The 12,686-nt window shown below is 65.8% G+C and carries 14 protein-coding genes; 10 read left to right on the top strand and 4 right to left on the bottom strand.

Going from position 1 to position 12,686, the window contains the following annotated elements; genetic code table 11:
* Positions 1–3: 3 nt before the first annotated feature.
* The 3 genes from ACI2JO_RS03550 to ACI2JO_RS03540 form a co-directional block, all read right to left on the bottom strand.
* Positions 4–138 carry an entericidin A/B family lipoprotein gene (locus tag ACI2JO_RS03550; RefSeq protein ID WP_404719355.1) on the bottom strand — a complete coding sequence of 45 codons (135 nt, stop codon included), beginning with the start codon at positions 136–138 and terminating at the stop codon, positions 4–6.
* A gap of 251 nt (positions 139–389) precedes the next feature.
* The gene (locus ACI2JO_RS03545) at positions 390–1,928 is read right to left on the bottom strand and encodes a sensor histidine kinase (RefSeq protein ID WP_404720316.1); all 1,539 of its coding nucleotides are present in this window, start codon (positions 1,926–1,928) and stop codon (positions 390–392) included.
* Positions 1,929–1,988: 60 nt separating this feature from the next.
* Complete coding sequence (locus tag ACI2JO_RS03540) at positions 1,989–2,147, bottom strand: NepR family anti-sigma factor (RefSeq protein ID WP_246346420.1); 159 nt, start codon at positions 2,145–2,147, stop codon at positions 1,989–1,991.
* Positions 2,148–2,413: 266 nt separating this feature from the next.
* Here ACI2JO_RS03540 and ACI2JO_RS03535 point away from each other — a divergent pair, with 266 nt between their 5' ends.
* The 10 genes from ACI2JO_RS03535 (at position 2,414) to ACI2JO_RS03490 (ending at position 11,456) form a co-directional block, all read left to right on the top strand.
* On the top strand, positions 2,414–3,208 hold the full coding sequence (locus tag ACI2JO_RS03535; RefSeq protein WP_184033287.1) for a response regulator: 795 nt from the start codon (positions 2,414–2,416) through the stop codon (positions 3,206–3,208).
* An 86-nt stretch (positions 3,209–3,294) separates the two neighbouring features.
* On the top strand, positions 3,295–3,432 hold the full coding sequence (locus ACI2JO_RS03530) for a hypothetical protein (protein WP_404719354.1): 138 nt from the start codon (positions 3,295–3,297) through the stop codon (positions 3,430–3,432).
* A 103-nt stretch (positions 3,433–3,535) separates the two neighbouring features.
* Positions 3,536–4,183 carry a sigma-70 family RNA polymerase sigma factor gene (locus ACI2JO_RS03525; protein ID WP_404719353.1) on the top strand — a complete coding sequence of 216 codons (648 nt, stop codon included), beginning with the start codon at positions 3,536–3,538 and terminating at the stop codon, positions 4,181–4,183.
* A gap of 336 nt (positions 4,184–4,519) precedes the next feature.
* Positions 4,520–7,165 carry a bifunctional [glutamine synthetase] adenylyltransferase/[glutamine synthetase]-adenylyl-L-tyrosine phosphorylase gene (locus tag ACI2JO_RS03520; RefSeq protein ID WP_404719352.1) on the top strand — a complete coding sequence of 882 codons (2,646 nt, stop codon included), beginning with the start codon at positions 4,520–4,522 and terminating at the stop codon, positions 7,163–7,165.
* Positions 7,144–7,590, top strand: coding sequence for a peroxiredoxin (locus ACI2JO_RS03515; RefSeq protein ID WP_404719351.1), 447 nt, complete (start codon positions 7,144–7,146; stop codon positions 7,588–7,590). The genes ACI2JO_RS03520 and ACI2JO_RS03515 overlap by 22 nt, the downstream gene beginning before the upstream one ends.
* Before the next feature lie 203 nt (positions 7,591–7,793).
* Positions 7,794–8,930, top strand: a complete 1,137-nt coding sequence (locus ACI2JO_RS03510; protein ID WP_404719350.1) for a M23 family metallopeptidase — start codon at positions 7,794–7,796, stop codon at positions 8,928–8,930.
* Between the two features lie 178 nt (positions 8,931–9,108).
* On the top strand, positions 9,109–9,447 hold the full coding sequence (gene erpA / locus ACI2JO_RS03505) for an iron-sulfur cluster insertion protein ErpA (RefSeq protein WP_341207459.1): 339 nt from the start codon (positions 9,109–9,111) through the stop codon (positions 9,445–9,447).
* Between the two features lie 37 nt (positions 9,448–9,484).
* Positions 9,485–10,255: an exodeoxyribonuclease III gene (xth, locus tag ACI2JO_RS03500; protein ID WP_404719349.1), complete on the top strand. Its 771-nt coding sequence runs from the start codon at positions 9,485–9,487 to the stop codon at positions 10,253–10,255.
* Positions 10,237–11,055 carry a transporter gene (locus ACI2JO_RS03495; RefSeq protein WP_404719348.1) on the top strand — a complete coding sequence of 273 codons (819 nt, stop codon included), beginning with the start codon at positions 10,237–10,239 and terminating at the stop codon, positions 11,053–11,055. Before xth ends, ACI2JO_RS03495 begins: the two co-directional genes overlap by 19 nt.
* A 155-nt stretch (positions 11,056–11,210) precedes the next feature.
* A complete protein-coding gene (locus ACI2JO_RS03490; RefSeq protein ID WP_404719347.1) occupies positions 11,211–11,456 on the top strand; it encodes a hypothetical protein in 246 nt (81 codons plus the stop codon).
* Positions 11,457–11,507: 51 nt separating this feature from the next.
* On the opposite strand, the gene ACI2JO_RS03485 is transcribed toward ACI2JO_RS03490, so the two are convergent.
* Positions 11,508–12,659, bottom strand: coding sequence for an N-acetyltransferase (locus ACI2JO_RS03485; RefSeq protein ID WP_404719346.1), 1,152 nt, complete (start codon positions 12,657–12,659; stop codon positions 11,508–11,510).
* Positions 12,660–12,686 lie beyond the last annotated feature (27 nt).

Here is a 12,686-nt window from a genome sequence, read left to right as displayed (position 1 = left end):
AGGTTACTTGTGCTTGTCGGCAGCCCCGGCGACCGCATCACCCGCGGACGAGACGTCCTTGCCCACACCGCTGACGGTGTTGCACGCCGATACCAGCACCGCACCTGCCAGCACTGCGGCAGTCAGAACCTTACGCATTGAACGGTCTCCCTAAATACACAGCGGACAATGCCGACGGCGGCGGTTCGTTCCGCGTCGGTGACAAAGCTGGCAGGTGGGGGACGAATAAGGCCCGAAAGCATCACCGGGGGGGGGGAGGGTGGATGCTTCCGGGCCTATGTCTTGGATAGCGAAAGCGGGGGGGCATATAGTCGCTATCCGCATTTCAGAACGACGCGCGGGAGGAGGGGTTCCGCGCTGTATCCGCTACTCAGGAAAAAATTGCCGCCTTATTCGCGACCTGTAACCGCAATGGCGATCTCGTAGGCGCCGGTGAGCGGGTCATGCTGCAAGGTCGAGCGCAACTGCCGGGTGAGCCCCTCGATCACGCGGCCGTAGCGATGTTTCAGCCCTTCGCGCAGATGATCGGTGTCGACCAGCGCACGCGAGGACAGGCGCAGCAACGCCCTTTGCGGGTCATCGAGGGGCTTGAGCGTGATCCGCACCTGCGTTTCGTTGACGCAGGTCATCGCGAGTTCGACCAGTTCGGTTACGAGAAACGCGACCGCGACCGCTACGTCCTGCGTGACGTAATAGGTATCGATGTCGAGCACGATCCCGACCCGCGTTCCTTCGGGCGCGGTGGCGCGAATGCTGGAGGCCAGTTCGCCGAGCACCGCGCGCAATCCGACGCCGCGGTTCTCCTCCATCTCGGCATAATGATAGCGGTGGACGACGGCGAGCGCGTCGACGCGGCGCTGGATGGAGGCATAGGCCTGCGTTGCTTCCGTGCTGCGTGCGCCACGCGCATGGAAATTGATGAGGCTGGAGATGACCTGAAGGTTGTTCTTGACGCGGTGATGGACCTCGCGCGTCAGCTTGGTCTGTCGCATCAGCCCGTCAGCGAGCCCGGCCTCGTGGATCGCGACTGTCCGGCTGAGCGCGCGGAACGTATCGCCAAGGTCGCGGATCTCCTGCGCGGGTAGCGCGCGCAGCATCGCCGGGTCCGGCTGGTCGCCCGGCGCGTAAGCGGCGATGCTGCCCCGCAAGGCGCGGAGCGGAGCGATCAACAGCCGATCGACCACGAACCAGCTGATCGCCGCCGCCGCCGCCCACATCAGCAGCGGAAACGTCAGTGCGATCACCAACGGTGAGCCGATCGGTGCGCTGCGTACCTGCATTTCGAGCGTGAGGCCGGCGATGCCGAGATCGCTGCGAATCGTCTCGCGTCGTTCGAGCGCGCTCTCGCGGGCCAGCGGATCGAGCTCGAGGCGCTCGTCGCCGAGCGCGAGCGCCAGGCCGTAATCGGGCGCGAAGCCGCTCGGCTGACTGATCTGCGCCAGAAACGGTGCCGGGAAGTAAGCCGCGGCGGTCAGCCCATCGCTGCGCCCGGTAAAGCGGAGCATCACGCCACGCTTCTCGACGATCCGCGCACTGACCGCGTCGGTTTCCGACTGGCGCGCGAACGCGGCTGCGCCGGGGAAGGGTTCGCCACAGATTGCGCGGCCATGACGGTCGAGGATAACGAAGCCGGTGCCCGCAGCTGATTGTTGCGCGAAGACGCCCTGCGCGCGCGCGCAGCTGGGGGCATCGCCACGGTCTTCGGTCAGCGCGTCCACCGCAACGCGCAGCGCGGTCATGTCGCCGACCAGCTCGATCGCGATCGCGCGGCTTGATTCGGAAGCGGCGACGCGCAGATGCGAGCGCAATTCGGTATCGGCGATCTGGGTGACGCGCAACGTGGCGAAGATGGCGATCAGCGCAAGCGGCAGCAGCGCGATGCTGAGAATGAGGAACAGCTTGGCGCCGGTTGGCCAGCGCGACACCATATCGAGACGCCCCGCGACGGGCCGGGGGGCGTCAGCCGCGTCAGGCGTGGCCACGTCGCGTTAGTCTAGTTTGCCGAGCAGTGACAGCAGGTCATCCGGCACCGCTTCCTCCACGGTCTTCTGATAAACGGAGCGCAGCGCCGAGCCCATGTCGCGGTTCTTCGATTGTGCCGCGGTGCCCTTTTTCGGCTGTTCAGGCGCTTCCTTATCCGACGTCAACGTAAACCCCCTAAGACAGTCCGATCGTCGACACCGTTGACCGGCCAACACAGCACCGCAGGACGTTCGTCGGACGAACGCCCTAATCGGACAAGCGCGTAATGCACGTATATCCGATGAAACCAAATCCGGCATCGTTGGTTCCATGCGGGTGCGACGAAAATCGCCGGTCGGGGGGTATCATCTGCGACCTGTCATGACGTCCACGCACGTTTGGGTATCGGCGGCGCCGGCCGGAGCCGCGCCGCAGGGAGGGTTTTCTACACATGTCGCTCGGACAACAACTCGCGCCGCACCTTCCGTTCCTGCGCCGCTATGGTCGCGCGCTGACGGGCAGCCAGGCGCAGGGCGACCGGTATGTGCGCGCCACGCTAGAAGCGATCGTGGCCGCGCCGGAGGAATTTCCGCGGGACGTCGATCCGCGGCTGGGGCTGTATCGTACCTTCCAGGCGATCTGGAATTCCGCGAATTTCGATGAGACCGCCGACGAGATGCCGGCAGAGGATCAGGAAGCCGTGGCGCGCGCGCGGCTGTCGCGGATGACGCCGCTGTCGCGGCAGGCGCTGCTGCTGACCGCTATGGAGGGCTTCACGCCCGAGGACGCGGCCTATCTGATCGAGGTCGACGCCGCGGAGGTCGACGCGCTGGTCGCCGAGGCGCTGGCCGAGATCGAGAAGCAAACGCGCGCGCGCGTGCTGATCATCGAGGACGAGCCGATCATCGCGATGGATATCGAATCGATCGTCCGCGACCTGGGTCATGAAGTGACCGGCGTAGCGGTGACGCGCGACGAGGCGGTGGCGCTGGCGATGGAGGATCGCCCGGGGCTGGTGCTTGCCGATATCCAGCTCGCCGACGACAGCTCGGGTATCGACGCGGTCAAGGACATCCTCGCCGAGTTCAACGTACCGGTGATCTTCATCACTGCCTTCCCGGAGCGGTTGCTAACCGGTGAGCGACCCGAGCCGACCTTCCTGATCACCAAGCCGTTCCAGCGGTCGACCGTGAAGGCGGCGATCAGCCAGGCGTTGTTCTTCGACGAGAGCACCGTCCCGGCCTGATCGCGGGCGCTGCCATGGGGGCCGACCGAAGTGGCGGGTCCGTACTCGGTACGGACCCAAAACGATGTTAAGGGGTTACATCGCTTATGGCAGACGAAAACGAGCGTATCCATCTCGATACGGACGAGGCGCGGGCCGGCAGCACGCCGGGGATGACGCGATACATATTGGTGGCGTCGCTGCTGCTGGTCATCGCGATCTTTGCCGCCATACTGTTGTCGTAATGCGCGGATGTTGACCGATGGACTGGCCAAGCGGCCAGACGGTACCTATCTTTACGGCTCGGACGCGCGCCAGACGGGCGGCGATCCAGCACAACGGAGCGGCATGACCCAATCCAATACGCTCGCAGACGACGCGCCGGAAGCGGCGCCAGTCGAGCACGTCGCGCTCTCCGATCCGGAGTTCAAGAAGCAGTTGGCGCTGGTGATCCCGCACCTGCGCGCCTTCGGGCGTTCACTGTCGGGCAACCGCGACCTGGCCGACGATCTGGTACAGGAAACGTTGCTGAAGGCGTGGGCGGCGCGGAAGCGCTTTCAGGCCGGCACGAACATGCGGGCCTGGACCTTCATCATTTTGCGCAACCTGTTCCTGAGCCAGATGCGTCGTGCGCGCTTCAAGGGCGAGTGGGACGATCTGGTCGCGGATCGCGTGCTTGCCGCGCCGGCCAGTCAGGACAAGCATGTCGAACTCGCGGACATGCAGCGTGCGCTTCTGCATTTGCCGCAGCCGCAGCGCGAGGCGTTGATCCTGGTTGGTGCGGGCGGGTTCGCTTATGAAGAGGCAGCAGAGATCTGCGGCGTCGCGGTGGGCACGATCAAGAGCCGCGTGGCGCGCGGACGCGTTGCGCTTGAGGCACTGATGGCGGGCAGCGCGCTGTCATCGCGTCGTGATCACGAGGTTGATAGCGAGCGCTCGACGCTCGATTCGATCATGAGCGAGGTCGATGAACTTAGCCGAGATCGCGACGCCTGAGCGAATTGTAGTGCGTTAGCGGCCAGTTCGAATAGCTTTCGGACTGACCGTCTTTGTTTCGGCCATCAAGAACGAACGCAATTCGACCGCATTCGTTAGCGCCAGCCTTGACGTATTTCAGTCGCGGAAGCGGACCCGACGTAGGTGATCGAGGCACGCCTCCATCTCGCAGGGCAATCTCGCTTCTTTACGGAACGCCGAACGCAGTGGCGATGTCAGCGCATCCGCCGCATGCGGATAACGCACGACATAAGCGCCTTGCGGTGGAATGCCGGTCGAGGACGCTTCATGAACCATGGTGTCGCAACGCCGGCTTTCCGGTAAGGTTGCGGCCCTATGACAGATGCTGTCGCTGAGGCGCGGGAGCGCGCCGCTCGCTTTGCGCCATTTCTGGACGGGCTGATCGCACGTGAGGCGGTCACGGCCGCCGCACTCGCGGCCGGCGATCTGCCCGTCGGCAAGCGGTTACGACTGGAGCGGCGGCAGATCGCGTTGCGGGTTGCGGAGGGCGATCTGGCGGGAACGCTCGATCTGACCGGCGTGACCTCGGCGCTGACCGATTTCGCGGATGCGGCGCTGGATCAGGCCATCGCCGCTGCAATCACCGAGCGGACCCCCGACGCGGCTCCGTACGGCTTCGTCGCGATCGCGCTCGGCAAGCAGGGCAGCCGCGAGCTCAATTACTCGTCCGATATCGACCCGATCCTGATCTACAATCCACGCACGCTGCCGCATCGCGCGCGCGAGGACGTTGCGGATGCAGCGGTGCGGATCGGCCGGCGCGTGCTCGAGCTTTTGCAGACGCGCGATGCGGACGGCTATGTGCTGCGCGTCGACCTGCGCCTGCGGCCATCGCCCGAAGCAACGCCGATCGTCATTCCGATCGACGCCGCGATCGCCTACTACGAATCGCAGGCGCTGCCGTGGGAGCGCGCCGCTTTTATCCGCGCACGGGTGGCGGCGGGCGACCGTGAGCTGGGGCAACGATTCCTCGACACGATCCGCCCGTTCATCTGGCGGCGAAGCCTCGACTTCGGCGCGGTCGGCGAAATCCTCGACATCACGCGGCGAATTCGCGACCATCACGCGCAGGGGCAGGCGTTCGGTCCCGGTTATGACCTGAAGCGCGGACGCGGCGGAATTCGCGAGATCGAGTTCTTCGCGCAGATCCACCAGTTGATCCACGGCGGGCGCGACCCGGCGCTGCGCGCGCCAGCGACGCGCGATGCGCTGGCGGCGCTGGCGGCGGCGGGGCGGATCGATGCGGCCGATGCACGTGCGCTGACCGACGCCTATACGCTGCTGCGCACGATCGAGCATCGCGTGCAGATGATTGACGATCGGCAGACCCATGCGCTGCCGACCGGCGAGGGCCTCGACCGGGTCGCGCGGCTGCACGGGCTGACGGGCGGCGCGGCGCTGCTCGACCTGCTCGGCCCGCATGTCGAGCGAGTGGCGGCGGCGTTCGATCGGCTGGCCCCCGCACCGGTTGCGGCCGTCCCCCGCGATACCGCGCGACTGGCCGACTACCTCGCCAATGTCGGTTTTGCCGAAACCGAGGACGCCGCCCGCCGGATCGCCGCCTGGCGCGAGGCGCGCTATCCCGCGTTGCGCAGCGGTGCGGCGCAAAGCGCCCTGGAGGCGGTGCTGCCCGGATTGGTCGAGGCGCTGGCGCAATCGCCGGTGCCGTTGATGGCGCTCAACCGACTCGATCGTCTGCTGGAGCGCCTGCCGAGCGCGATCAACATCTTCCGCTTGCTGGAGGCACGGCCGGCGCTGGCGACGCTGCTCGGCGAGATCCTGAGCCACGCCCCGACGCTCGCCGAAGCGCTGACGCGGCGGCCGGATTTGCTGGACGGGTTGATCGACGCGAGCGCCTTCGATCCGGTCGGTGACGTGCCCGCGCTGATGGCGCAGATGCGCGCGACCGAGCAAGGCGCGGATTATCAGGCGGTGCTCGATCATGTGCGGCGCATCGTCGGCGATCGGCAGTTCGCGCTCGGCGCGCAGATCGTGGCCGGGCGCGCCGATCCGCTGGAGGTCGCCGCCGGCTATGCGCGCGTTGCCGAGGCGGCGGTCGTGGTGCTGACCGACGCGACCGTCGCGGCCTTTGAGGAAGCACACGGGCGCGTGCCGGGCGGCGAGCTGGTGATCCTCGCACTCGGCCGGCTGGGCGGCGCGGCACTGACCCATGCCTCGGACCTCGATCTGATCTATTTGTTCACCGGCGATTTCACCGCTGACTCGGACGGACCAAAGCCGCTTGGCGCGACGCTGTATTTCACGCGGCTGGCGCAGCGCGTGACAGCGGCGCTGTCGGTGCCGACCGCGGCCGGGCCACTCTATCAGGTTGATACAAGGTTGCGGCCCTCGGGCGCGCAGGGGCCGCTGGTGGTGAGCATCGACTCCTTTGCGCGCTACCAGCGCGAGGAAGCGTGGACGTGGGAGCATATGGCGCTGACCCGCGCACGCGCGATCTATGGCAGCGCGGCGGCGCGTGCCCAGGTAGAGGCGATCGTCGCGCGGGTGCTGGCCGGCGAGCGCGCGGAGCACGATATCGCCGCCGATGCCGCGACGATGCGCACCGAGATGGCGCAACACAAACCGCCGCAAGGGCCGCTCGACGCCAAGCTGTTGCCGGGCGGGCTGGTCGATCTGGAGTTCGCGGTGCACGTCGCGCAACTGACGCGTCGTGTCGCGTTCACGCCCGAACTCGGCAAGGCGATCGATGCGCTGATCGCGGCCGGGGCCTTTGCGCCCGAACTTCGCGCTGCCTATGATCTGCTCGGGCGCTTGCTGGTGACGGTGCGGCTGATCGCTCCCGATGCGCAGGAGCCCGCGGCGGCAGCGACGCGCGCGCTGATCGCGCGTGCGCTGATGCTGCCTGACTGGGCAACGGTGCTTGTCACGGTGGCGACGGTGCGCGAGAGCGTCGCGGCAAGCTGGCAGGAGAGCATCGCATGGAAACCCTCCCGGACGTGACCGCTACCGGCGTTGATGGTGCGTCACTACGATTGCGTGATTTGCCGCGACCGCTCGTCGTCTATTTCTATCCCAAGGACGATACGCCGGGCTGCACGCGCGAGGCACAAGACTTTTCGGCTTTGTCCGATGACTTCGCCGGCGCGGGCGTCGGCGTGCTTGGCGTGTCACGCGACACCGTCGCCAAGCATGCGAAGTTCCGCGACAAACATGCGCTGACCGTCACGCTCGCCAGCGATCTCGACGGGAGCGTTACCGAGGCGTTCGGCGTGTGGGGCGAGAAGCAGCTTTACGGCAAGACTTACATGGGAATCGAGCGCGCGACGTTCCTGTTCGATCGCGAGGCGAAGCTGGTGCAGGCGTGGCGCAAAGTGAAAGTGCCGGGCCATGCCACAGCGGTACTGGACGCGGCAAAGCGCCTGTAAGTCAGGCAAACCGTCGCTTCTTACAACGGCTCGGCGCATGACTCCGGCGCTTGAGCGCGCACAACGGGCGGCGCTCTTGCATGATTAACCTTTCACCGCGCACAAACCTTTGCGTTCGCTGCAGCGGTTCATTCGCGGGCGGACACGGAAAAAGGGGAAGACCGGCGCGTGTCGCACCGGTCGCAGTCTTGATCTGGGGTTCGATGACCGACACCGCTTCTTTGCCGGCCGGGCGGCCGCTTGTTCGCCTGAACGCCGTTATTGCCGGACGACCGGCGTTGCTGCGCGGGGGCGCTGCACTTCTGCTCGGATTCGCCGGCTATGGCGCGCTTCAGGCCTCGACGCAGGTCGCGCAGGCGGCCGGACTGACGCCCGCCGGGGCGGCGCAGGCTCAGCGGATGCAGGCGATGGAGCATAAGGTCGAGCGGATGCAGGCGCGTGTCGCGACGATCCGCACCGCCGCGCAGCAACATGCCGCGCGAATCGAGCAGCGGCAGGAACTGCTGACCGCGGCGCTGACCGGGCAAGGTGATGCACAGCGGATGGCGCTGGCGACGCTCGCGGTTGATCCGCAGGCGACGCGCGTCGCTGCCGACACGATCCGGCCGTTCCTGAAGGTCGAGCGCCGGCAGGTGGCGCTGGCGCAGGTCGCGGAGCAGCAGTTGCTCGATCGCTATGCCGCGACCGCACAGCAGCTTCGGCAGCGCGGCATCGCTCCGGGGCGCGTCGTCAAGGCCGGGTCAGCGATGGGCGGCCCGCTGGTCGAGGCGAACAGCACCGAGGCGCGCGCCGATCTCGCCGCCGACCAGCAGTTCCGCTCGCTGTTCATGACGTGGAAGAAGCTCGACCGGCTCGAGCAGGGCGTGATCGCGATCCCGTCGGTGCAGCCAGTCCAGAAGCTGCAGTTCACCAGCAATTTCGGGATCCGCTCCGACCCGTTCCGCGGCACCGCCGCGATGCACGCCGGGGTCGATATCCCCGGTCCGAGCGGCACGCCGATCTATGCGACCGCCGACGGCATCGTCAGCCATGCCGGTCGCCAGGGCGGCTATGGCAACATGGTCGAGATCAACCATGGCAAGGGCATCGCGACCCGGTATGGCCACCTTTCCAAGATCATCGTCGGTGACAATACCCGCGTGAAGCGCGGGCAGTTGATCGCGCTGATGGGATCGACCGGGCGCTCGACCGGACCCCACCTTCACTACGAGGTACGGATCGACGGCCATGCGGTGAATCCGGTGCCGTTTTTGACCACCGCCGATTACCTGATGGCGGCGCAGGATCGCGCGGTCGGGCAGATCCCGGTGTCGACGACCGGGCCGGTGCCCCAGGATTGAGGCGAGGCAGCTACAGCATTGACGTAAATTTGCCGCCATCCCAGACTTGATCCGGGATCCCGCTTCCTGGCGAGGCCATTAGAAGAAGCGGGTCCCCGGATGAAGTCCGGGAGGAAGGGGAAGCCGCCGATACGCTCGGCCTCTTTCCGTTTGCAGGCATCGCGCCTATCTTGGCGGCATGGCCACGCTCGCACCTGACATCGTCCTGACCCCTGCCGCCGCGGCGCGCGTTGCGGCGATCGCTGCGCGACAGAACAAGCCCGCGATCCTGCGGCTGTCGGTCGAAGGGGGTGGGTGCTCGGGGTTCCAGTATCGCTTCGGCTTCGCCGACGCGCCCGAGCCCGCGGATCTGATTGCTGAGACGGACGGCGTGCGGCTGGTGGTCGATGACATCAGCCTCGACCTCGTGCGCGGAGCGAGCGTCGACTACGTCGAGTCGCTTGGCGGAGCGTCGTTCAAGGTCGAAAACCCGAATGCTGCCAGCGGCTGCGGGTGCGGCACCAGCTTTTCGGTGTAGTTAGACAAGCGCGCCGGCCGCGTTTAGACCGGCCCGCGTGAAAATTGTCACCTATAACGTCAACGGCATCAAGGCGCGGCTACCGCGCTTGCTCGAATATCTCGCCGAGGAGCAGCCCGATGTGGTCTGTCTTCAGGAGTTGAAGTCGAGCGACGATACCTTCCCCGAGGCCGATATCCGGGCCGCCGGCTATGGTGCTGTGAGGCATGGACAAAAGGGCTTCAACGGCGTCGCGGTGCTGGCGCGCGGGGTCGACCCGGTCGAACGCCAGCGCGGGTTGGCGGGTGAGCCCGAGGACGAGCAAAGCCGCTATCTGGAATGTTCAGTGTTCGGATTGGTGGTCGCATCAATCTATCTGCCCAACGGCAACCCGCTGCCGGGGCCCAAGTTCGATTACAAACTGCGCTGGATCGCACGGTTGCAGGAGCGCGCGCGGGTGCTGCTCGCCGAGGAGGTTCCGGTCATTTTGGCGGGCGATTACAATGTCATCCCCAATGATGACGACACGTTCTCCGTCAAGGCCATGGCATCGGACGCGCTGATGCAGCCCGAAAGCCGGCATGGGTATCGCGCATTGCTGGCACAGGGGTGGACCGACGCGTTGCGCACGCGAAATCCAAAGGGTGGCGTGTGGACGTTCTGGGATTATCAGGCCGGTGCGTGGCAGCGCGACGCGGGGTTCCGGATCGACCATCTGTTGTTGAGCCCGGCGGTGGCTGACCGGCTGTCGGAGGCCGGTGTCGACAAGGCGTATCGCGGGCGTGAAAAGGCCAGCGACCATGCGCCGACATGGGTGCGGTTACGGTGACGCTGAAATGGAGCGCGGTGGCGCTGCTGGCGTCGATGGCGACCACCGCGGCCGCACAAGATGCGCCGGGTGTACGTTTCTGCCCCAATAGACCGTCACTCGGAGCGAGCGGGTGCACGACCTTGCCCGGGCAGGTGCAGGTCGAACTCGCCGGGGTTGATTGGCAGCGCGACGATGACGGGGAGACGCGTGAGGATCTGATCCGCAGCGAAGTGACCGCCCGGATCGGCCTGACGCAGAATAGCGAGGCGCAGATCGCGTGGACGTCACTCGGCACGTTGCGGACACGCGATCGCACAACCGGTGAGACAACACGCGTGACCGGTGCGGGCGATGTGACGCTCGGGTGGCGCAGGGCACTTAGCCATCCCGACGGCAAGAAGCTGTCGGCGGCGGTGCAGCCGTACGTGACCCTGCCGGTCGGACATAGCGAGATCGGTGCGGGTGACTGGTCGACGGGCGCGGTTCTGCCGGTCATGTGGCGCATCGACAAAAAATGGAGCGTCGATTTCACCGGCCAATTGGCCGCCGCGGTGGATGAGGATGGCGCGGGGCGGCACTTCGATGCGACGGGCGTGTTCGGGGTCGGCTACGCGCTGACCGATAGCGTCTCCGCCAATGCAGAATTCTCGGTCGAGCGCGATCAGGACCCGACCGAGCATGTCGTTCGGACACTGGCCGCCGCATCGCTGGCGTGGAAGCCGACCAAGCACACCCAGTTCGACCTGCTGGCGGTCGCCGGACTCAATCATCATGCGCCTGATGCGCGTGTCGCCCTCGGCGGGGCATTGTTGTTCTAACCGGCAATCGGCGCATCACGCCGAAACTTGGTGTGCTTTGCTGGTGCAACACACCTGTCATCGTTCGAAAAGCACGCAAAACCGCCAGATTTTGATTTGGCACGATGGCTGCAATGTCTCCCATGTCCCCGATCAACGGGGCAGGGAGACCCGCCATGAAGACCATCGCCACCGCCGTCATCGCCACCCTGTTCGCCGTCGCGCCCGCGCATGCTGCCCCCAAGGCCGCGCCGAACGCAGAGGCATCGCCGCTCGCCGGCGACCTGCCCGCACCGGTTCGCAACGCCAAGACCCGCTATTGCTACAAGACCGAGCAGACCGGTTCACGCATCCTGACGCGCGTCTGCAAGACCCGCGATGCGTGGAAGCAGGCTGGCGTGATCGTTCCCGAGAACCTGTGACGATCGCCCGCGGGCGGGTTTCCGGCACCGGCCGGAGCCCGCCGCAGCGGATCAGAACGTCCGTTCGTACACCTGGTAGATTTTGTTGACGCGGCTATCGATCGCAGTGGCGATCGAGTTCATGCCCTGATTGTCGTCAAGCACCCAGCCGATCTCGCCGCGTGTCGCTCCATATTTGGCGACGGACGCCTTGCGGATCGCCTCGATCATCATGAACGCCAATTGCCCGGCGAGCCGCGAGCTTTGCAGTTCCTTGCGGACGCCCATCAACGGCACGCGCATCGTCTGCACGCGCGGCTTGCGGAGCCACAGCAGCAGCTTCGCCCAGCCGAACGGGAGAAGATTTCCATTCAGTGGTTTGATCGCCTCGTTGAGGTCGGGGAGGGTGATCATGAACGCGACCGGCTTGCCGTCGATCTCCGCAATCCGGATCAGGTCGTTGAAGACGATCGGCTTCAGCTTGACTCCGACATCCTTGATCTCGGGCGGGGTGAGCGGGATGAAGCCCCAATTATCGGACCACGCATCGTTAAGGATGTCGAGGATGATCGCGGCTTCCTCCTCGAACCTGCGCTTGTCGACTTCGCGCACGACGATGCTCTTGTTCGCGTCGCCCGAGCGGATAATCCGCTTCACCAGCGGCGGAAATTCCTGAGTAATGTCCAGTTCGTAGGTGATGAGCTGTTTGACCGGCTGGTAGCCGGCGCGCTCGATCCACTCGCGATATTCTGCCTTGTGATGCCCCATCATGACGGTCGGCGACTGGTGATAGCCCTGGATCAGCAGACCCGGCTCTTCCCAGATCGACATACTGACCGGGCCGAGCGCGCGGGTCATGCCCTGTTCGCGTAGCCAGCCTTCGGCGGTGGCGAGCAGCTCCTTGAAAATACCCTCATCCTCGGCATCCATGAGGCCCCATTGCCCGCAGCCGGGACCGAAGCCGCGCTCGGCGGGCATTTCGAGCCCGAGCGTGTCGATATGCGCGGAGATGCGCCCAACCACACGTCCGTCGCAATGGGCGAGGAACAATTGTGCCTTGGCATGGCTGAACCAGCCGTTCTTTTCGGGCGTGATCAGTCCAAGTGCCTCGCTCTTCAATGGCGGCACCCAGTAAGGATCGTCCTTGTAAAGACGAAATGGCAGATTCACGAACGCCTTGCGGTCGCTCTTGGTCAGGACGGGAGTGATCGAAAGCTCAGCCATGTTGCTGGCGTGTAAACGGGTCACTCG

Source organism: Sphingomonas sp. NPDC079357, from assembly GCF_044901155.1.
Lineage (GTDB): Bacteria > Pseudomonadota > Alphaproteobacteria > Sphingomonadales > Sphingomonadaceae > Sphingomonas.
The sequence above is the reverse complement of the archived record's forward strand: the minus strand, read 5'-3'. Positions and strand labels throughout refer to the sequence as shown.

Bases quoted from the DNA above. Each gene is read 5' to 3' on its own strand.
- ACI2JO_RS03550 (WP_404719355.1), bottom strand. From the start codon at position 138: ATGCGTAAGGTTCTGACTGCCGCAGTGCTGGCAGGTGCGGTGCTGGTA.
- ACI2JO_RS03545 (WP_404720316.1), bottom strand. From the start codon at position 1,928: ATGGTGTCGCGCTGGCCAACCGGCGCCAAGCTGTTCCTCATTCTCAGC.
- ACI2JO_RS03535 (WP_184033287.1), top strand. From the start codon at position 2,414: ATGTCGCTCGGACAACAACTCGCGCCGCACCTTCCGTTCCTGCGCCGC.
- ACI2JO_RS03530 (WP_404719354.1), top strand. From the start codon at position 3,295: ATGGCAGACGAAAACGAGCGTATCCATCTCGATACGGACGAGGCGCGG.
- ACI2JO_RS03525 (WP_404719353.1), top strand. From the start codon at position 3,536: ATGACCCAATCCAATACGCTCGCAGACGACGCGCCGGAAGCGGCGCCA.
- ACI2JO_RS03520 (WP_404719352.1), top strand. From the start codon at position 4,520: ATGACAGATGCTGTCGCTGAGGCGCGGGAGCGCGCCGCTCGCTTTGCG.
- ACI2JO_RS03515 (WP_404719351.1), top strand. From the start codon at position 7,144: ATGGAAACCCTCCCGGACGTGACCGCTACCGGCGTTGATGGTGCGTCA.
- ACI2JO_RS03510 (WP_404719350.1), top strand. From the start codon at position 7,794: ATGACCGACACCGCTTCTTTGCCGGCCGGGCGGCCGCTTGTTCGCCTG.
- erpA (WP_341207459.1), top strand. From the start codon at position 9,109: ATGGCCACGCTCGCACCTGACATCGTCCTGACCCCTGCCGCCGCGGCG.
- ACI2JO_RS03495 (WP_404719348.1), top strand. From the start codon at position 10,237: ATGGGTGCGGTTACGGTGACGCTGAAATGGAGCGCGGTGGCGCTGCTG.
- ACI2JO_RS03490 (WP_404719347.1), top strand. From the start codon at position 11,211: ATGAAGACCATCGCCACCGCCGTCATCGCCACCCTGTTCGCCGTCGCG.
- ACI2JO_RS03485 (WP_404719346.1), bottom strand. From the start codon at position 12,659: ATGGCTGAGCTTTCGATCACTCCCGTCCTGACCAAGAGCGACCGCAAG.